General features: G+C 74.3%; 17 protein-coding genes. 8 read left to right on the forward strand and 9 right to left on the reverse strand.

The genetic code is table 11. The features are described from left to right. Positions 1 to 170: 170 nt before the first annotated feature. Entirely contained in the window at positions 171 to 545 is a 375-nt protein-coding gene (locus ACFV8H_RS30760; RefSeq protein ID WP_380406561.1) for an SHOCT domain-containing protein, read from the reverse strand. 209 nt (positions 546 to 754) lie between these two features. Between ACFV8H_RS30760 and ACFV8H_RS30765 the strand changes: the two genes are divergently transcribed. Next, positions 755 to 1,126, forward strand: a complete 372-nt coding sequence (locus ACFV8H_RS30765) for a hypothetical protein (protein ID WP_380406563.1) — start codon at positions 755 to 757, stop codon at positions 1,124 to 1,126. 105 nt (positions 1,127 to 1,231) lie between these two features. Here ACFV8H_RS30765 and ACFV8H_RS30770 read toward each other — a convergent pair whose 3' ends face one another. Continuing rightward, entirely contained in the window at positions 1,232 to 1,882 is a 651-nt protein-coding gene (locus ACFV8H_RS30770) for a beta-glucanase (protein WP_380406565.1), read from the reverse strand. Between the two features lie 142 nt (positions 1,883 to 2,024). Next, the gene (locus ACFV8H_RS30775) at positions 2,025 to 2,654 is read right to left on the reverse strand and encodes a CBS domain-containing protein (protein ID WP_380406567.1); all 630 of its coding nucleotides are present in this window, start codon (positions 2,652 to 2,654) and stop codon (positions 2,025 to 2,027) included. A 363-nt stretch (positions 2,655 to 3,017) separates the two neighbouring features. Between ACFV8H_RS30775 and ACFV8H_RS30780 the strand changes: the two genes are divergently transcribed. Next, entirely contained in the window at positions 3,018 to 4,958 is a 1,941-nt protein-coding gene (locus ACFV8H_RS30780; RefSeq protein WP_380406569.1) for a hypothetical protein, read from the forward strand. Here the strand turns inward: ACFV8H_RS30780 and ACFV8H_RS30785 are convergent. After that, complete coding sequence (locus tag ACFV8H_RS30785) at positions 4,942 to 6,153, reverse strand: FAD-dependent monooxygenase (RefSeq protein ID WP_380406571.1); 1,212 nt, start codon at positions 6,151 to 6,153, stop codon at positions 4,942 to 4,944. The two genes, ACFV8H_RS30780 and ACFV8H_RS30785, sit on opposite strands and share 17 nt — an antisense overlap. Before the next feature lie 112 nt (positions 6,154 to 6,265). On the opposite strand from ACFV8H_RS30785, the gene ACFV8H_RS30790 reads away from it, so the two are divergent. From ACFV8H_RS30790 to ACFV8H_RS30800, 3 genes are all read left to right on the forward strand, one after another. Beyond that, positions 6,266 to 6,973 (forward strand): TetR/AcrR family transcriptional regulator, encoded by a 708-nt coding sequence (locus tag ACFV8H_RS30790; RefSeq protein WP_380406573.1) that lies wholly within the window; start codon positions 6,266 to 6,268, stop codon positions 6,971 to 6,973. 62 nt (positions 6,974 to 7,035) lie between these two features. Further along, positions 7,036 to 7,836 (forward strand): HEAT repeat domain-containing protein, encoded by an 801-nt coding sequence (locus tag ACFV8H_RS30795; protein ID WP_380406575.1) that lies wholly within the window; start codon positions 7,036 to 7,038, stop codon positions 7,834 to 7,836. A 186-nt stretch (positions 7,837 to 8,022) separates the two neighbouring features. Next, positions 8,023 to 8,292, forward strand: coding sequence for a GlsB/YeaQ/YmgE family stress response membrane protein (locus tag ACFV8H_RS30800; RefSeq protein WP_380406577.1), 270 nt, complete (start codon positions 8,023 to 8,025; stop codon positions 8,290 to 8,292). Positions 8,293 to 8,324: 32 nt separating this feature from the next. Here the strand turns inward: ACFV8H_RS30800 and ACFV8H_RS30805 are convergent, their stop codons facing one another. Further along, complete coding sequence (locus tag ACFV8H_RS30805; RefSeq protein ID WP_380406579.1) at positions 8,325 to 10,226, reverse strand: amino acid transporter; 1,902 nt, start codon at positions 10,224 to 10,226, stop codon at positions 8,325 to 8,327. A gap of 409 nt (positions 10,227 to 10,635) precedes the next feature. Between ACFV8H_RS30805 and ACFV8H_RS30810 the strand changes: the two genes are divergently transcribed. From ACFV8H_RS30810 to ACFV8H_RS30820, 3 genes are all read left to right on the forward strand, one after another. Beyond that, positions 10,636 to 12,201, forward strand: coding sequence for a N,N-dimethylformamidase beta subunit family domain-containing protein (locus tag ACFV8H_RS30810; RefSeq protein ID WP_380406581.1), 1,566 nt, complete (start codon positions 10,636 to 10,638; stop codon positions 12,199 to 12,201). Between the two features lie 194 nt (positions 12,202 to 12,395). After that, the gene (locus ACFV8H_RS30815) at positions 12,396 to 13,142 is read left to right on the forward strand and encodes a polyprenol monophosphomannose synthase (protein WP_380406583.1); all 747 of its coding nucleotides are present in this window, start codon (positions 12,396 to 12,398) and stop codon (positions 13,140 to 13,142) included. A 59-nt stretch (positions 13,143 to 13,201) separates the two neighbouring features. Continuing rightward, positions 13,202 to 14,449, forward strand: coding sequence for an aromatic acid exporter family protein (locus tag ACFV8H_RS30820; protein ID WP_380406585.1), 1,248 nt, complete (start codon positions 13,202 to 13,204; stop codon positions 14,447 to 14,449). Between the two features lie 33 nt (positions 14,450 to 14,482). Here ACFV8H_RS30820 and ACFV8H_RS30825 read toward each other — a convergent pair whose 3' ends face one another. The 4 genes from ACFV8H_RS30825 to ACFV8H_RS30840 all read right to left on the reverse strand — a co-directional run bounded on the left by ACFV8H_RS30825 (position 14,483) and on the right by ACFV8H_RS30840 (position 18,955). Then, positions 14,483 to 14,932: an SRPBCC domain-containing protein gene (locus tag ACFV8H_RS30825; protein ID WP_375887002.1), complete on the reverse strand. Its 450-nt coding sequence runs from the start codon at positions 14,930 to 14,932 to the stop codon at positions 14,483 to 14,485. Positions 14,933 to 14,936: 4 nt separating this feature from the next. Next, positions 14,937 to 15,410: a VOC family protein gene (locus tag ACFV8H_RS30830; RefSeq protein WP_380406587.1), complete on the reverse strand. Its 474-nt coding sequence runs from the start codon at positions 15,408 to 15,410 to the stop codon at positions 14,937 to 14,939. Positions 15,411 to 15,506: 96 nt separating this feature from the next. Continuing rightward, positions 15,507 to 17,507, reverse strand: a complete 2,001-nt coding sequence (locus ACFV8H_RS30835) for a phosphocholine-specific phospholipase C (RefSeq protein WP_380406589.1) — start codon at positions 17,505 to 17,507, stop codon at positions 15,507 to 15,509. Positions 17,508 to 17,521: 14 nt separating this feature from the next. Next, on the reverse strand, positions 17,522 to 18,955 hold the full coding sequence (locus ACFV8H_RS30840; RefSeq protein ID WP_380406591.1) for an endonuclease/exonuclease/phosphatase family protein: 1,434 nt from the start codon (positions 18,953 to 18,955) through the stop codon (positions 17,522 to 17,524). Positions 18,956 to 19,163 lie beyond the last annotated feature (208 nt).

The following is a 19,163-nucleotide window of genomic DNA, read 5'->3' on the forward strand; positions in this document are numbered from 1 at the left end:
CGGAACTGCAACGGGGCTGGCCCGGGGGGGGGCCAACCTACCCGCCGGGCGCCTGCCCACCCCCGCTCGGCGACGAGGCCCGCCGCACCTCACGTGCGGCGGGCCCCAGCCGCTCCCCCCGCCCCCTGCCCCCGGAAACCCCCGGTCCAGTGCCCCGATCTCGCACCCGGTCAGCTGCTGGGAGGCCCGACCGGGCCGTTCGTGCCGCCCGGCCCACCGGGGCCGCCCGGCGAACGCAGCGTCTCCAATCGGTGCCGGTACTCCTCCGCGTCGATCTCGCCCCGCGCGAACCGGTCCGCGAGCACCTGCTCCGGGGTCGGGCCGTGCCCCCAGCCATGCGGTCCACCGGGACCGGCACCCGTGACCCCCGTGCCGCCCGGTCCGTGCGGGACCGGCTGCCGCGAGCGCGAGACGTAGCGGAACAGGGCGACGGCCAGGAGCACCAGCACCGCCAGGACGAGCAGCGAGACGATCGCCATCAAGGCGATGCCCCAACCGCCCGGACCGTGGCCGGGCCCGTAGCCGTGCCAATGCCAGTGCCTCATCAGGTCCTCCTCCTCCGACCCTGCGGGCCCGCCGAGGTGATCGACGCCGTGACCACCGGGGCGTCGTACGGCCTGAGCTGCCGCGCTGCCCGGGATGACCAGCGCCTTACCACCATCGTGCGCCCGCGACGGGTCAAAGCGTCGTGAAGAAAGCCTGAGAAAACGTTCCTGCGGAACCGGCCCCGCGCACCGGGGTAGCGTTTCCGTCCATGAACCACCATCCGCCCGACGACCGCCGCTCCCCCGAGCAACTGGTCGCGGCCGGGGAGCTCCGCCGCACCACCGACGGGCATCCCCACCCGGCGCTCAACCACTCGCCGATCTCCTACGTCGCCACCGCGCTCTGGACCGAGCTCGCCGCCCTGGCGATCGCCCCCACCGCGGCCGAGGCCACCGCCGCCGCCCTGCTCCGCGCGCTCGCCGACCGAGCCGTGGACGCCGCCCTGGCCCCCGGCAACGAACGCGCCCCGCGTGACGACCTCTACGTCACCGACCCGGCGCACATCGGCACCCACCGCCGCGCAGTCTGGTTCCACCGCTTCGGACCGGGCGGCCCGATCACCGCCACCTTCGCACCGTAGCGGCGGTGCGGCGGTGCGGCGGACGGCACCGGCGCACCGGACAGCGCGAGCGCCCCCGACAGTTCGAGCACTCCCGACGGCGACGGCCCGGGCCCGCCGGGCCGCTCAGCGTTCCACCGTCAGGCTCTCGCAGGCCCAGCTCAGCCGGTCCGGCCCGTCGAACGGGGGCCGGGCGTGGTACGTCCCGTCCGCCACCGACATGTTGACGATCAGGTAGGCGTGCCAGCCGGACCCGACCCCGTGCAGGTCCGCGTAGACCAGTTCGTCCTCGACGTACCAGTCCACCGAGTGTGCGCCGAGCACCACCCGCAGGCCGATGCTCGCCCCCGGGCCGACCCCGACGCCGCCGCCGTGCCAGTAACGGAAGCCGCCCCGCACGTGGTTGGAGATCTCCAGCAGGTCCGGGTTGTCCGGGTGGTACTCGAAGAGGTCGACCTCGTTGCCGCCGTCCCGCCAGGTCCAGATCGCCGGCCAGGCGCCCAGCTGGACGGGCAGCGTCACCTGCGCCGACAGGACGTCCCCGGTGCGGACCTGGAAGCCCTCCGGACTGCCCTCGGTGGTCAGCAGGTTGCACGTCCACAGCCCGCCGGTGCGCCGCCGCACGGCGGTGAACTCCCCACCGGGGCAGTAGTCGTGACTCAGGTAGTCGAGCTTGTGGTCGCTCCGGTTGGTCGGCCCCATCCGGGGGTATGCGCTGCTGCGCCCGGCGACCCACTGCCCGGTCGAAGTGAAGTCCGCGTCGAACACGACCGCCACGGCCGCCTCCCCAGTACTCCGTCGCCCCGGCAGTCCGAACCGCCGGGCACACAGAGTGAGTTACCCGATACGCTCCGCAGTATGCGAAGCAAATCGCCGGGAGTCCGACCGGGGCACCACCCCGGGGCGGGTGCCCCGCCGATCAGCCGACCGACGCGGTGGCACCCCCGGCCCGGAGCCGGTCGGTCACCGAGACCACCCCGTCCACCGAGCGGCAGAGGTTCAGCACGATCGGCACCAGGTGCGCCTCGGGCACGCTGCCGCTGAGCACCACCCGCCCCTGGTCGACCTCCACCCCGATCTCCGCCGGGCTCACCCCGTCGATCCGCCCGAGCACCTCCTCGACGATCTCCCGCCGGATCACCCGGTCCTCGCGCAGGAACACCCGCAGCAGGTCGCCGCGGCTCACCATGCCGATGACCCGCCCCTCCTCGTCCAGCACCGGCAGCCGCTTGAGCCCGTGCCGGCTCATCTGCCGGGCCGCCGCGACCACGCTGGTGCCGGGCGTGGTGCAGACGGGCTGCGCCGTCATCAGCTCCGCCGCCGTGACCTCGCCGCCCGGCCCGGCCTTCGCCGACTCGGGCGCGGGGAGCAGGCTGCCCGGGTCCTCCTGCGCCGCCAGCGTGCGCAGCAGATCCGCCTCCGACACCACGCCCAGCGGCCGCCCGTCCGGGTCCACCACCGGCACCCCGGTGATGTCGTACTCGGTCAGCAGCGCGACGATCTCCCGGAAGCCGGTCTCGGGCGCGATCCGGACCACGGGGCTGGTCATCACAGATTCGACGGTGGCATGCCGCACGCCGGTTCACCTCGTCCAACGATGCTGGTCCGATCGGGCACGGATCGTCCCGGCCGGTACCGGCAGCATGGCCCCCGGCCGGGCGGAGCGCCAGGGGCCAAGGGGCCGAACGGGTGGGACCAAGGGCCCTGACCTGCGAACACACCTCCGACACGGGACACTGCCGGGCTGCCGCGGGGCACCGGAGCCCGCCGACGGGCCCGGTCCGAGGATCCGACGGGTCGGACGCCTCGGACGGCGCGCGGCGGCCCGCCGCACACCCCGAACGGCGCAACCATCACATGATCGACTCGTTGGACCGTCCACCACGACAGCGATCGGCACCGGGAGGGCCCGTTGGCAGCACGGACGGTGGGCGCGGAACCGGCACCCCGGGGCGTCCCGGCGCGCCCGGTGGCGGAGGCCGAGGCCGCGCTGGTGCACCACTACCGCAGGCTGGTCCGGCTCGCCTACCTGGCCCTGCCCGCCGACCGGGACCGGCACAGCCGGGTGCTCGCCGCGCACGCGGCCGTCCAGCGCGCCCTGCCGTTCCGCTGGACCCGCCGCACCGCCCCTGCCCCTGCCTCCACACCTCCCCCTCCCCCGATTCCCGCCTCCGCCGAGCCGGCCGGCAGCGCGCCGACGACCGCCGGCACCGACCCCGACCCGGTGTACGCAGCGCTGCGCCTACGGGTGCTGCGCACCGCCCTGCGCCCGCGCCCGGCCGCGCGGCTGCTGGCGCCCCGGGTCTGGGGCCTGCGGCTGTTCACCCCGCACGGCGGCGAGCGGGACGCGGCACTGGACCACGCGCTCGCCGCCCTGGACGCCCCGGCCCGGGCCGCCTTCGCCCTGCACGCGGTCGAGGGGCTGGACGGCCCGGAGGCGCTGGAGGTGCTGCGCTCCGCCGGGGTGGAGCGGCCCACCGAGGCGCTCGCGGCGGCCGCCGAAGTCCCAGCCGGGCCCGAGGACGAGCCGCTCGCCTTCGACCCGTGCGCCGTCCGGGTCCAGCCCACCGACCTGCTGCGCCGCCGCCGTACGCTCACCGCCGCGCTGGCGGTCGGGGTGCTCGGGCTGACCACGACGGCCGCGGTGCTGGGCGGCGGCTCCGCCCCGGCGAGCAGCGCCCCGCGGTCGGCCCAGCGGCCCCCGGGCGCCGTCACCGACCCGGCCCGGCTGGTCCGGGTCGCGCCGGACGCCTGGCAGCACACCGCGCGGATCGACTTCACCGCCTGGCCCGCCCGCGGCGACCGGCGCGCGGACGCGGCCCTGCTCGGCCGGGCCCTGGCCGCCTGGGCCCAGCCGGGCCCGCAGACCCGGGCCGAGCCGGGTACGGACACCGCCCCGCCCGACACTCCGCCGCAGCTGCTGTACGCCGGGACGGTCGACGGCACCGGCGTGGCCGTGCTGTACGACGGCCGCCGGATCGCCCGCTGGACCGACGGGCACGACGGCGGGCTCGACCTGGCACGGGCCGACGACTCCGACGTGACCACGGCGGGCGCGGTGGTGCTGAGCCGCCGGGGCACCGCCCTGCGCTACCTGCTGGCGCCCTGGGTGGACACCGCCGAGACCCGCCGGATCGACCAGCCCGACAGCGCCGCCCGCCCGCTGGACCACCCCGACGGGGTCACCCCGGCCGCGCCGGGCGGCGGGCTCGCGGACTGCCGGGGCGCCACCGTGCTCCAGCTGCGCTCCTCCTCGGTGATCGCCGAGAAGCACGCCTTCCTGCTGGCCGACCTCGGCGGCCTCGTCCCGGCCCACCTCACCTACACCCCGCCGCCGGACCGCACCCAGCCCGCCCGCTCGCCGCGCGAGTCCACCGGCCAGGACGCCCTGGTGGCCTGGGCGCGGGCCGGGTGCGCCGTGCCGGACGGCACACCGGGCGTCAAGCAGCTCAACCTGTGGGCCTTCGCGGTGCAGCCGCTGCCGCAGAACGCCGGCGCGGCCGCCTGGTACTGCCTGCGCGCCGACCGCTGGACGGGCGAGGGCAGCGCCGCCACCGCCGTGCTGCTGCCGGCCGCCCGGGGCCCGCAGCGCACCGGCGGCGGGCCGGGCCGCGGGTGCAGCCGGTTCGAGCAGGACACCGTCGCCTGGGCCTGGTGGCACTCCCCGCAGGGCGCGGACTACCTGCTCGCGGCGGGCAGCCGGCGGGTCACCCGGCTGACCGTCAAGGGCCCGGACTGGTCGGCCGACCGGCCGACCCCGGACCACACCCTCGCCGTCGAACGGCCCGCCCGGGGCACCGTCCAGGTCGAGGCACTGCTCGACAACGGCAACCGGATCACCCCGCCGCACTGAACCGCCCCGCCAACAGCGCCCCGTAGTCCGGCAGTTCGACGCTCGACACCTGCTTGCCCAACTCCAGCATCCGGTTCAGCACCCACCGCCGGTTGAGCAGCCCGTTGCGCAGCCGCAGCCCGGCCGCGGTGCGCGGCGCCAGGAACGGGCCGGTCCGGTCCCCACCCTTCTGGCAGCCCCGGGCGTAGTCGCGCAGCAGCCCCTCGTACCGGGCGAAGGCGGCCCGGTGGTCGCCGCGGGCCAGCGCCAGCTCGCCCGCCAGGACGTACGCGGCCACCACCGCCGTGCCGGTGCCCATCCCGCCGATGGTGGCCCCGCAGGCGGCGTCGCCGAGCAGAGCGATCCGGCCGGTGGACCAGGCGGGGACGTCGGCGCGGCTGATCGAGTCGAAGTACGGCTCGGGCGCCTCGTCCAGGCTCCGCAGCAGTTCCGGAACCTTCCAGCCGAGGCCGGCGAAGGCGGTGCGGACCAGTTCCTTTTGCTGTCGGGTGTCGTGGCGGTCGTAGCGCAGTTCGGGCGAGGCGAACAGGCAGAAGGCGCCCGCCCGGTCCGGGTCGCGCGGGTCGGCGCCGACGGACATCAGCCGGCCGGGGACGTTCAGGGCCGTCCCGCCCGCCGGCAGCGCGCCACCGGCGGGCAGCTGCCAGGTCGCCGCGTAGTAACCGAGGTGACGGACGAACCGCTGCTCGGGCCCGAAGGCGAGCCGCCGGACGGTGGAGTGCAGCCCGTCGGCACCGATCACCAGGTCGAACTCGCGCGGCGCGGCCCGCCGGAAGGCGACCCGCACCCCGGCCGCCGTCTGCTCCAGGGCCTCGACGGAGTCGCCGAAGACGTACTCGGCGCGGGCTCCGCTGTGCCGGTGCAGCACCTGGGCCAGTTCTCCGCGCGGTATCTCCAGCTCGCCGCCCGCGAAGTCGGCGGGCAGGTGCAGCAGTCGGCGCCCGTCCTGGTCGACGAAGGTGATCGGGCTGCCGCCGGTGTCCAGGGCGCGCAGTTCCTCCAGCACGCCCATGCGCTCCAGCACGCCGAGGTGGGTGTGCCCGCGGAAGTCGACATTCTGCCCGCCGCCGCGCAGCGCCGGGGCGAGTTCGACCACGGTGACGTCGAAACCGTACCGGCCCAACCAGTGGGCCAGGGCGGGGCCGGCGATGCTCGCGCCCGAGATCAGCACGCTGGTGCGCGCGGAAGCACTCACGGGAACCACTCCGTTCGAGGATCCGACAACTGTGTCCTTGGGACACAGTTCATTGCTGTGTACGGTAGACACAGTTGGCGCGGACGGGCAACCCCCGGGACGGGAGCAGGCGATGGGCGAGGCGGCGAACGACACGGTGCGGCTGCTCTGGGAACAGCCCGCACGGCCGACCCGCGGGCCGAAGCCGGCCCTCAGCCTGGAGCGGATCGCCACCGCGGGCGTCGAGGTCGCGGACGCCGAAGGACTGGGCGCCGTCTCCATGCAGAAGGTGGCCGGACTGTTGGACTTCACCAAGATGTCGCTCTACCGGTACGTCCCCGGCAAGGCCGAACTCGTCGCGCTGATGGTCGAGTCGGCCTTCGGCGAGCCGCCCGGGGTCGTCGGCGCACCGGACTGGCGCGAGCAACTCACCGCCTGGGCACGCCACTTGTCCGAGGCCATCGCCCGGCACCCGTGGCTGTTGGACGCCACCCTCGGCCCCCGCGTCCCCGGCCCGCGGGAACTCGCCTGGCTGGAAAGGGTGGTGGCCGCCCTCGACGGCCACGGGCTGACCGGCGCCGAGCGGATGGACGCCGCCGTCCTGCTCGCCGGACACGTGCGCACCATCGCCGAACAGGCCCGCGCGGTGGGACCGGACGGCTCCCCCGAGGCCGAACTCCTCGCCGCCCTCGGCACGGTGGTCCACCGGCACGCCGACCGCTACCCCGCCGTGGCCGCCGCGATGGCCGACCCGGACGGCCGCGACCAGGCCCTGGACTTCGGCCTGGCCCGCATCCTGGACGGTCTGGCCGCCCTGATCGACCGGCGCACCGGCCCGTAACCCACCACGTCGGCCGAAAACCCGTCGAACCCGGGCCGCGCAGGCGGCTAGCATCCGCTCCCATGGCGATGTTCGTGCACCTGACGGCCGCGGCGAACACGCCGCGCATCCGCCGCGCCGGGATCCGGGCCGACAGCCGGGGCCAGGGCGGGGTGCGCGGGGTGTACTGCTTCCCCGTGCTGCCCTCCTACACCCTGACCCACCAGTGGCTGCGCGAACTCGCCCGGTTCGGGCCGAAGGGTGCGCTGTCCGCGGTGCACGTCCGGCTGGACGACGCGCAGGAGGTGCTGGTCGGGCACTACCGCGACCGCGCCAAGGGCGCCCAGCAGTGGCTGACCGCCGCCGAGGCGGTCGCCCGGGTCGCCGCCCAGCCCGACCCGCGCGGCTGGGAGGTGGTGGTGCCGCGGGCGATCAGCACGCGCGAGGTGCACCGGATCCGCGCCGTGCCGCAGGTGGCCGGCTGGCGCTACGTCCCCGACGCCCACGGCACCCGCCCCTGCACCTGCTTCGGCTGCCGGATCCGCGGCGAGTACGGCGGCCGACGTCTGCGCGAACGCCACCCGCACCCGCTGGACGGGCCGCCACCGCCCGTCCCCGTCCTGCTCGCCCGGATCGAGGCCGCGGGCGACCCCGGCGATCCGGCCGCCCTGCGGGACGCCCTGCACTGGTTCGGCCTGCGCCGCCGCGGCCCGGTGGACCACCTCACCCGGCTGGCCGCCCACCCCGACCCGACCGTCCGCCGCGACCTGGTCTGGGCGGTCCAGGGCTGGTCGACGCCCGGCGTCGCCGAACTGCTGGACCTCCTCGCCGAGGACCCGCACCCGGACGTCCGCGAGGCCGTCGCGGACGTCCGGGAGCCCTGAGGCCCCTGGCCGCCTACCTGTCGGCCCGGGGCACCCGCCCGTGAGTCCGGGTCGGTCCGCGCCAGGAGCTGCGAGGTTCCCCGCCGACGTGCCCGTTCGGCGGAACCGGGTGATCATGGGACGAACCGCGTCTTCGACGACACGGCGCGCCGGTCCACTCCGGCGGCGCCCGGAAGGTGGACCGCGATGTTCCAGCTCCTGTGGATTCTGCTCATCGGCTTCGTGCTCGGTGTACTCGCCAAGCTGATCCTGCGCGGGCCGCAGTCGATCCCCTGGTGGCTGACCATGCTCCTCGGCGCCGCCGGGGCCTGGCTCGGCAACGCCGTCTCCGGCTGGATCGGCGTGCGCCACACCTCCGGCATCGACTGGATCCGTCACATCCTCCAACTCGGCTTCGCCGTGGCCCTGGTGGCCATCGTCGCCCCGGCCTGGTCCAAGAACCGCACCTCCCGCTGACCACCCGCCGCGCCCGGCACGCGCCCGCCCGCTCAGCCCACGTGCACGGCGGGGCGGCGGGTGCGGTCGGGTTCGGCCTCGCGGAGGACTTCGCGGGTGACCGGGGCGATCTCGCCCTGGCCGAACAGGAAGAACCTCAGGAACTGGGCGAAGGGGTTGCCCTCGGTCCACTCGAAGTAGATGTGCGGCTGCTGCCCGGTCAGGTCGCGCACCTGGAGCAGCAGGGCGGCCAGCGCGTTGGGGACGCTGGAGCTCTGCAGCGAGAGCACCCGGTAGCGGTCGTGCAGCACTTCGCCGCGGACGGTCAGTTCGGCCTCGAAGTCGGACGGGTCGAGCACGGTGACCTCGACGAAGACCAGGTCGTCCTCCGGCGGGATGTCGTTGTCCCGGCGGATCTGGTGGACCTTGTCGCGGTACTCGGCGAGGTCCCGGCTGTTCGGCTCGTTGGCGATCAGGCGCAGCGGGCGGTACGTGTAGTCCCGGACGAACCGCTCGGCGACGTCGTCCAGGACCACGTCGGTGACGCGCAGTTCGAAGGCGCGCTTGAGCCGGGAGAGGAAGGACACCAGCATGATGCCGGCGATGAAGCAGGCGCCGATCTTGACGCCGTCCGGGCGCTCGGCGATGTTCACGGCCGTGGTGTAGAGGAACACGGCGGCGATCACCGCGAAGGTGACGGTCCAGTGCCGCTCCCCGGCCTTGCGGGCGGCGATGGTGACGGCGACTGCGGCGGAGCTGATCAGCACCAGGACGCCGGTCGCGTAGGCGCCGCCCTGGGAGTCGACGTTGGCGTCGAAGATCCAGGTGACCAGGAAGGCGATCAGGGTCAGCACGATGACCGTCGGCCGCACCGCCCGGGCCCAGTGCGGGGCCATGCCGTAGCGGGGCAGGTAGCGGGGCATCAGGTTGAGCAGTCCGGCCATGGCGGAGGCGCCGGCGAACCAGAGGATGGCGATGGTGGACAGGTCGTAGACGCTGCCGAAGGTGCTGCCCAGGTTCTCGTGGGCGAGGTAGGCGAGGGCCCGGCCGTTGGCCGGGCCGCCGGTCTTGAAGGCGTCCTTGGGGATGAGCAGCGTGGTGATGATGCTGGTGGAGATCAGGAAGGCGCTCATGATCACGGCGGCGGTGGTGAGCAGGTGCCGGGCGCCGCGGATGCGGCCGGTGGGCTTCTCCTCGGTGTCGTCCGGGTCGCCCTCGATGAGCGGCATCACGGCGACGCCGGTCTCGAAGCCGGACAGGCCGAGGGCCAGTTTGGGGAAGACGATGAGGGCGACGCCGATCATCGCGAAGGCGTTGCCGTGCTCGGCGGTGAGGGCGTCGGTCCAGTCGCCGAACAGGTGCGGTTCCTTGAACACGTGCCAGAGGCCGTTGGCCACCACGACGACGTTGAGCGCGAGGTAGACGACGACCAGGACGACGGCCAGGCCGATGGCCTCGCTGAACCCCTTGAGGAAGACCGCGCCGAGCAGGGCCACCAGGATCAGGGTGAGCATCACCTGCTTGCCGGACAGGGCGCTGTGCAGGTGCGGGTTCTCGATCAGGTGGGCGGTCGCGTCGGCGGCCGACAGGGTGATGGTGATCATGAAGTCGGTGGCGGCGAAGCCGAGCAGGGTGAGCACGAAGAGCTTGCCCTGCCAGAACGACAGCAGCCGTTCCAGCATCGCGATCGAGCCCTGGCCGTGCGGGCTCTCCTGGGCGACCCGCCGGTAGACCGGCAGGGCGCCGAACAGGGTGACCAGCACCAGGACGACGGTGGCGATCGGTGACAGCAGGCCGGCCGCGAGGGCGGCGATGCCGGGTTGGTAGCCGAGGGTGGAGAAGTAGTCCAGGCCGGTCAGGCACATCACCCGCCACCAGCGCGTGCCCTTCTCGGCGGGCGCCTCCACGTGCGGGCCGGGGTGCTGCTTGGCCATGTCCGAGAGGCCTTCGAGCATCCACGCCCGGAACCTCGTGCCCGGCGTCGAAGGCGCCGTTCCCGGTTCGGCCGAACCCGAGGAGACCACGTACACCCCTGTCCACGACTTCGGCCGGCCGCCGCACGGTTCCGGACCCCCAAAGGCCGCCGGACGGCGGGCCCGGGCCAGGCTAGGGGACCGGGCCGGAGCGGCCGGGCAGCCTCGCGGCCCAACACGCCGGGGTGCGCCCGGACGGCCCTGCCGGCCTACGGCCGGCCCCCGGCCGTGCCCGGCGCCAGCGGCGCGGCGGTGCCCGGTGTCTCCTCGAACGGGGTAGACATGTCCGCGCGCGTTGACTCAGTGGATTGACCCATCGGGTTGACCCACCGGATCGACCCACGGAGTTGACGCGCCCAGGGGTACGGCGACGGACGGCAGGGAGACAGCGGTGACGGAACCGACTCGGCGGAGGATCCTCGGCCTGGGCCTGATGGCGGCCGCCGTCACCTCCTGCGGCGCCCAGCGCTCCGACGCCGCCGCCCACCCCACACCCGACGCCCCGGGCACCCCCGGCCCGGCGGACCCCTCCGGCGCCCGGCACGCCGGGCCCGCGGACGCCGCCCCGGACGAGCAGTCGCTGCCCGGCGACGCCGACTGGCAGATCACCGACCCCGGCGCGCCCGGCGCCGTCGAGGGCTTCGCCGACCGGGTCAGCGTGCTGCCCGGCGAGAGCTTCGGCCTGCACGTCTCCACCGCGGCCGCCGCCTTCACCGTCTCCGCGTACCGGATGGGCTGGTACGGCGGTGCCCGGGGCCGGCTGGTCTGGCGCCGCGCGCACGTCCCCGGCGGCAAGCAGGCCGCCCCGCACGTCGACCCGGCCACCCGCACCGTGCTGACCGGCTGGCAGCGCACCCTCGCCGTGGACACCGCCGGCTGGCCCGAGGGCGCCTACCTGCTGCGGCTGGACGCCGAGGACGGCTCCGGCCGCAGCTACGTCCCGCTCACCGTCCGCTCCGCGAGCACCGCCGGAAGAACCGTGGTGATGGGCGCCCCGGCCACCTGGCAGGCCTACAACGAGTGGGGCGGCTACAGCCTCTACAACGGCCCGACCGGCACCCTGGCCACCCGCTCGCTGCGGGTCGTCCTCGACCGGCCGCACGACTACGACCACGGCGCCGGGCGCTTCCTGGTCTACGAGGCGCCGCTGATCGCCCTGGCCGAGCGGCTCGGGCTGCCGCTGGCGTACACCACCGGGATCGACGTGGCCCGCGAGCCGGGCCTGCTGCACGGTGCGAGCGCCCTGCTCTCGCTGGGCCACGACGAGTACTGGTCCCCCGAGCAGCGCGCCCACGTGACGGCGGCCCGCGACGCCGGGACGAACCTGGTGATCCTGGGCGCGAACTGCTGCTTCCGCCGGGTCCGCTTCGAGCCCGGCGAGCTCGGGCCGGACCGCACCGTGGTCTGCTACAAGGACGCCTGGGCGCAGGACCCGGGCCACCAGGCGGGCGCCCCGGCGACCACCGACTTCCGCACCGGCCCGGGCGCCGACCCGGAGAGCTCCCTGCTCGGCGTGATCTACGACGGCTACCCGGTGGACGCCCCGTACGTGGTCACCTCGCCGGAGCACTGGGCCTTCGAGGGGACGGGCGTGACGGCCGGGTCGTCCTTCCCGCACCTGGTCGGCGTCGAGTACGACCGGGTCGACACCGCCTTCCCCACCCCGCGCCCGATCGAGGTGATCGCCCACTCCCCCGTGGTCTGCGAGGGCCGGCGCTCCCACTCCGACACCGCCTACTACACCGTGCCCGGCGGCGCGGGCGTCTTCGCCACCGGCACGATGCGCTGGGTGGAGGCCCTGGACGCCCACGGCAGCGGCGTGCACGGCATCGACGCCCACGCCGGGGACGTGGTCCGCAAGGTCACCGAGAACGTCCTGCGCCTCTTCGCCGCCGGCCCGGCGGGCCGCACCCACCCCGCCCGCGACAACCTCGCCACCGTCTACGGCACGGCGTAGGACGTGCCCCGCGGTCCATCGTGATCGAACCGGCCCACGACCCCGGCCCGCAGGCTCCGCCCTGCCGCCCCCGGGCGGGAAGGGGCCGTCGCCCCGGCTACACTCGCACGATCTGACAGCAGCGAAGGTCGTCCAGGACAACCGACCGGTGCGGCACGGGGTGCCGGCCGGCGAGGGCACGAGGGAAACAGAACATGGTCGAGGCCTCCCCGAAGGTCGTTGTCGTCGTCCCCACGTACAACGAGCGGGAGAACCTTCCGGTCCTCGCCGGGCTCCTCACGGACCTCGCGGTGCCGAACCTGCACCTGCTGGTGGTCGACGACAACTCCCCCGACGGCACCGGCGAGATCGCCGACAAGCTCGCCGCCGACTCCGCGGGCACCGTCGGCGTGCTGCACCGCACCGAGAAGGACGGCCTCGGCCGCGCCTACCTGGCCGGGATGGCCCGGGCGCTGGACGAGGGCGCCGACGTCGTGGTCCAGATGGACGCCGACCTCTCGCACCCGGCCTCCGCGATACCCGCGATGGTGAGCACCCTGCTCGCCGACGAGGGCACCGCCGTGGTGCTCGGCTCCCGCTACGTACCCGGCGGTTCGACCGCCGCGGAGTGGCCCTGGCACCGCAAGGCGCTCTCCGCCTGGGCCAACTTCTACGTCAACGCGATCCTCGGCCTGGGCGTCCGGGACGCCACCGCGGGCTTCAAGGCCTGGCGGGCGAGCGCCCTGCGGGCCATCGACCTGCCGACCGTGCAGAGCAACGGGTACTCGTTCCAGGTCGAGATGAACTACCGGGCGGTCCAGCACGGGCTGGCCATCCGCGAGGTGCCGATCCGCTTCGAGGAGCGGATCGAGGGTGCCTCCAAGATGAGCATCGGGGTGCAGGTGGAGTCCGCGCTCGCGCCCTGGAAGCTGCGCTTCAACCGCGAGGGCCAGGGGGCCTGAACGAGTAGTCCCGGCCGCGGCGGGCGATGCGGACGGCTGGTGCGGGGAACAAGGCCGTCATGGCCCTTCTCCCGGAGTCCCTGACGACCCTGGTCCGCCGCGCCGCCCGGGACCCGTTCGCCGTCCAGACGCTGCGGGCCACCGTGGCCGCCACCCTGTCGTACGCGGTGGCCACCCGGCTCAGCAGCGAGCCCGCGCCGCTGACGGCACCGCTCACCGCGCTGCTGGTGGTCCAGGTCACCGTCTACTCGACGCTCAAGACCAGCGTCCGCCGGGTGGTCTCGGTGGTGGTCGGGGTGCTGATCGCGATCGGGTTCAGTGCCGTGGTCGGGCTCTCCTGGTGGAGCCTCGGGCTGATCATCCTGGCCTCCCTGGTGATCGGGCGCTACGTCCGGGTCGAGGAGTTCGTCCAGGAGGTCGCGATCAGCGCGATGCTGATCCTCGGCGTCACCAAACTGACCTCCCAGGCCTGGGACCGGGTGCTGGAGACGCTGATCGGCGCGGCCGTCGGCCTGCTGTTCAACCTGCTGTTCGCCCCGCCGGTCTGGGTGGACACCGCCGGCGAGTCGATCGAGGACCTGGCCCGGCGGGCCCGTCAGCTGCTGGTCGACATCTCCGAGCAGCTGGGCCGCCCCACCCCGGTGGCCCGGGCCGCCGAGCGGCTGCACGAGGCCCGGCGGCTCGACCAGGCGATCGCGGACGTGGACGCGGCGCTGCGCCAGGCCGAGGACAGCCTGCGCCTCAATCCCCGGATCAGCGAGGGCCTGCTCTCCCGGCTGGTGCTGCGCACCGGGCTGGACACCCTGGAGATCTGCGTGGTGGTGATCCGGGTGCTGGCCCGCTCGGTGACCGACCTGGCCAAGCGGCGCGGGCCGTCGGAGCGGCTGTTCCCGCCGGAGGTCGCGGTCGGGCTGGAGGAGCTGCTGGCGCACGTCGGCGGGGCGATGGTCAGCTTCGCGGTGCTGGTCACCACCCAGGTGAGCCGCAACGCCGAGGAGGCGGAGGAGCGGCTGACCGCCGAGCTGGCGGCGGCCTGGACATGCCGGGAGAACGTCGCCCAGGTCCTGCTGCGCAAGGTCCAGCAGCACCCGGAGGCCTGGCAGTTGCACGGCGCGATGCTGGCCGAGGTCGACCGGATCCTGGACGAACTGGACCTGGAGCACCGCAGTCGGCGGCTGATGGAGGAGCTGGACCGGGCCTCGCTGGCCGGCCGGGAGCGGTTCTCCCGCCTCACCGGGCTGCGCCGCGCCCGCCGCGGCCGGCGGCGGGAGGAACGGGAGCGCCCGGCGGCGAGGGCCGGGCGCTGATGGGGGGCGGGGGCGGCGGGGAGGCAGCTGCGGTCAGGGCATCAGCCAGGGCTGCTGCGGCAGCGGGTGACCGGTCTCCAGGTAGGTCTTGAGGTTGGACAGCACCGCCGACCAGCCCCGTTCGGCGTCGGCGCGCTCGGGCTCGTCGGCGAGGTCCTCGTGGGTGACGGTGAGCCGGGTGAGGTCCTGCCAGTGCCGCAGCTCGAAGGTGACCCGGGAGGGCCCGCCGGGGCGTTCGCCCTCCGGTCCGCCCCAGGTGGTGACCAGCCGGTGCGGGCGGTCTGCCACCTCGACGGTGCCGATCACGTCGGCGATCCCGGAGTCGTCGGTGCGCCGGTGCTCCCAGGGTTCGCCCGGCAGCCAGGTGGAAACGTTGCGGTGGCCCCAGTAGAGGCCCGACTCGTCGGCGTTGGTGAGCGCGTGCCAGACCCGTTCCGGGGTGGCGCGGAGGTAGACGGTGCTGCGGTGGCGGAACGCGGTCACGGCCTCAGCCCCCGGCCGCGTCGAGCAGCTGCTGGATCTCGATCTTCCCCATCCGCATCATGGCCGCCGTCACCCGGTCGGCCTTGGCCCGGTCCTCACCGCCGACCAGGTCGAGCAGGATGCGCGGGGTGATCTGCCAGGAGAGGCCGTAGCGGTCCTTGAGCCAGCCGCACGGGCCCGGCTCGCCACCGTCGGCGGTGAGCTTCGTCCAGAGGTCGTCGACCTCCTGCTGGTCCTCGCACTCGACCTGGAGCGAGATCGCCTCGGTGAAACGGAACATCGGGCCGCCGTTCAGCGCCGTGTAGGGCCGGCCGGCGAGTTCGAACTCGACGGTCATCACCGTGCCGGCCGGCACGGGGGCGCCCTCGCCGTAACGGGTGACCTTGGTGATGGCGGAGCCCGGGAACAGCGAGGTGTAGAGGGCGGCAGCCGCTTCGGCCTGGTCGTCGTACCAGAGGAAGGTGGTGATTTTCTGCATGGGCCCGACGGTAGCGGCGGGCTCTGACAGTGCGGCCGAGCCACGGCCGGGGGTCACCGGTTCGGCGCCCCCGGCCGGTCTCGGCACGCCCCTGGGTCAGTGCACCCAGCCCGCGTAGCGCTGGACGAAGCGCTGGCCGGTGTGGGCGGTGACCACGACGTCGTAACGGCCCTGCTTGTCCAGCGGCCAGTCCAGGTCGACCTGCTTGCCGGGCTTGACCCAGACGGTCTGCGGGCTGCCCGCGAAGTCGTTGGGCGCGGCGCTGAACGCCACGTCCGTCAGACCGTCGTTGGCCACCTGGAGGGTGAGCTTGAGGCTGCCGTGCAGGTCGGCGGTGACGATCGGCACGCCGATGTCGTTCTGGCCGTCCTGCCCGTCCCGGACGACCGTCCCGGCGAAGCGGCGCACGAAGCCGTCCGGGCCGTGCACGGTGAAGTCGTAACGGCCGTCGGTGGCGGCCGCGTCCCAGACGTAGGTGGCGTTGGCGCCGGGGGCGACGGTGTACGGGGTGCCCGCGAACGGGAGCAGGATGTTCGGGTAGACGGTGTACGGGAAGGCCACCGAACCGTCGTTGCTCATGGTGCAGGTGACCTTGCCGGTCCTGCGGTCCACCGCGACGTCGGCCCAGGGCTGGTAGGGCAGCGGGCGGTGCGGGCGCTCGCCGCGCTCCTGGACGGGCATCGCCTGGGCGCCGGTGGCGGGGAGGGCGACGCCGGGCAGCTTGGTGCCCGCGTCGGCCTTGGCCATCAGGGCGTTGGTGTCGGGCAGCTTCGGGATCGAGGTGTCCGGGGCGGCGAAGTCGAAGCAGCTGGTGAGGTCGCCGCAGACGGTCCGGCGCCAGGCGGAGATGTTGGGCTCGGCCACGCCGGTCACCACCTCCATGAAGCGCAGCACCGACGTGTGGTCGAACACCTGGGAGTTGACCCAGCCGCCGCGCGACCAGGGGGACGCCACCCAGAGCGGGACGCGGTTGCCGAGGCCGATGGCGCGCCCCTGGGTGAACTCCTCGGGGGTGCCGGGCTCGGGGGTGGGCGGGACGACGTGGTCGAAGTAGCCGTCGTTCTCGTCGTACATGACCAGGAAGACGGTGTGCTGCCAGACCTCGGGGTTGGACATCAGCGACTGCAGCGCCTGGTTGACCCAGTGCGCGCCGTAGGCCGGGCCGGCCTCCGGGTGCTCGGAGAACAGGTAGGGCGCGACCAGCCAGGAGATGGTCGGCAGGGTGCCGTCCTTGCAGTGGCGGTCGAAGTCGGTGGGGTCGAACCTGGTCATCGCGTTGACGTAACGCGGGTCGTCCTGCGGGAAGTTGTGGAACTGCTTGAAGTAGGAGAGCGCGTTGTCGTCGTAGTCGCCGGTACGGTCGTCCTTGCTGGGGTTGTGGTAGACCCGCCAGCTGACGCCGGCCGTCTGGAGGCGCTCCGCGTAGGTGGTCCAGTCGGCGACGGGGTTGTCGGTGACCGGGGTGTTGTCGATCCAGGGGCCGGTGGTGCCGTCGCGGCCGGGGCCGGAGGTGCCGGTCCACAGGTAGAGCCGGTTGGGGTCGGTGGGGCCGGCCAGCGAGGTGAAGTAGGCGTCGCAGAGGGTGAAAGCGTCGGCCAGGGCGTACTGGAAGGGGATGTCCTCCCGGGTGAAGTAGCCCATGGTGCGCTCGCCCTTGGCGGCGATCCACTTGTTCATCGCGCCGTTGTTGATGGCCTGGTGGCCGGTCGCCCAGTCGTGGGCGAGGCCGCCGGCGTTCTGCGCGTTGTACTTCGAGGTGTCCATCCGGTACGGCAGCATCGCCCCGCCGTCGCTGCGGCGGGCGTCGGGCTGGCGGAACACGTCGGTGCCGTCCGGGAACTGGAGCGCCTGCTTGTCGCCGAAGCCGCGGACACCGCTCAGGGTGCCGAAGTAGTGGTCGAAGCTGCGGTTCTCCTGCATCAGGACGACGACGTGCTTGACGTCCTTCACGGTGCCGGTCAGGGCGGTGGCGGGCACGGCGGCCGGGGCGGGGGCCGCCGCAGCGGCGTCGGCCCGGGTGGCGGCCAGGCCGGTCAGGGCGGTGGCGCCGACGGCCGCGGAGGCGCCGACGAAGGTGCGACGGGAGAGCTCGGACATCACGAACTGGCCTCTCAGAGCTGGAAGGTGGCGACGGCGGCGGCGGTGTCGGAGGGCCACTCGTTGGCGGCGGTGTTCGGCTCCGGCTGGGGCCAGTCGGCGACCAGGGTGTGCGCCTCGACCAGTTTCAGCGCTCCGGTGTACTGGACGACGTCGATCCGGTCCTGCGGCTCGGGGCGGTCGCCGCGGCGCTTGCGGGTGGGCGACCAGGTCGCGCCCGGGGCCTTGGCCGGGTCGCGGTTCTCCTCGCGGAAGGTGTCGGTCAGCCCGGCGGCCTGGAGTTCCTTGGTGACCGGCCAGGCGAGCGCGCCGACGCCCTGGTGGGCGGCGGCGGTGGCGGCCGTCCAGTCCAGGTGGGAGGGCGAGGACAGCGCGCCGGCCAGCACCACCGGGAGGCGCCGGGCGGCGTCCGCGCGCACGGCGGCGGCCAGCGCCTTGGCCTGCTTGAGCCGCAGCGAGGCGTTCTCGGCGGCCAGCACCTGGGCGGCGGTGGCGCCGTCCTGCACGGCGTACGGGCCGTAGCCCGCCTCGTCCAGGTGCGCGGCCCAGAACCGGACGCCGCGCCCGCCGGGCAGCTGGACGGTGGCCGCGACGGCGGGCAACTCGGCGGTGGCCGCGGTCGGTTCGGTGAGCGGGTAGCGGCTGAGGATGCCGACGCTGCCCGGGCTCTGGAGGGCGTACCAGCCGAGGGCGTCGGCCAGGGTCTTCGCCCGCTCGCCGGCCGTCTCCTGGAGGGCGAGCACGTCCAGCCCTTGGGCGAGGACGACCCGCAGCTGCTTCTCCAGCGCGTCGGTGCAGCCGTTGCCGGCGTCGTGCAGGTTCCAGCTGGCGGCCTTGAGCCGGGGCGGGGCGGCCTGGTCCACGACGGGGACGAGCACGGTGACGGTGTCGGTGGCGCCGGTGCTGTCCTTGACGCCGACCACGACCAGCTCGGGGTTGCGGGCGGCGGCGGGCGCCGTGCCGGTGATCGTGCCGTCGGCGGCGACCGAGGCCCAGGCCGCGCCGCCGAGCTTGCGGTAGGCGGCCGAGCCGGGGGCGTTGCCCGCCGGGCGGGACCAGAGGCCGCCGAGCCGGATCCTCACGGCCGCGCCGGGGGCGACCGGAGTGGCGGTGAAGGAGTCGACGACGGCGTGCGGGCGGACCACCGGGGGCTTGGGGCGGAAGCTGAACGGGGCGGTCCGGGCCAGGATGCCGTAACCGTCCTTGGCCAGCAGGTAGGCGGTGTACGGGCCGCCGGTCAGCGCGGAGGTGTCGAGCTGGACGTCGCCGGAGGTGCCGGGGGTGTACTTCCAGAGCAGCGAGGAGCCAGTGCCGGGCTGGCGGCTGCCGTCGTAGATGCCGACCCAGTTCTTGGCGTCGGGGGCATCGGTGGTCCAGTGGAAGGTGAGCCGGTCGCCTTCGGCGGGGCTGCCGGATGAGGTCGGGGTCAGGGCGCTGCCTGCGGCCACGGTTGTCCTGTCCGCCGCCGACGGGCCCGGTCCGCCGGGGGACGGCGCCGGGGCCGCACGCGGCTGGTCACGGAGGCTGGGAGGGAGGATGCCCGCAGTTGGCTGTACAACTAGGGGCGGGCTCATTCATCCGAAGGCCAGCGACCGGGACGTGAACGGCGCGTGACGGGGCATCGGGCGGTTCGGGAACTCCGTGGCGCGACCGGCT

This window comes from Kitasatospora sp. NPDC059827 (assembly GCF_042731675.1).
Taxonomy (GTDB): Bacteria; Actinomycetota; Actinomycetes; order Streptomycetales; family Streptomycetaceae; genus Kitasatospora.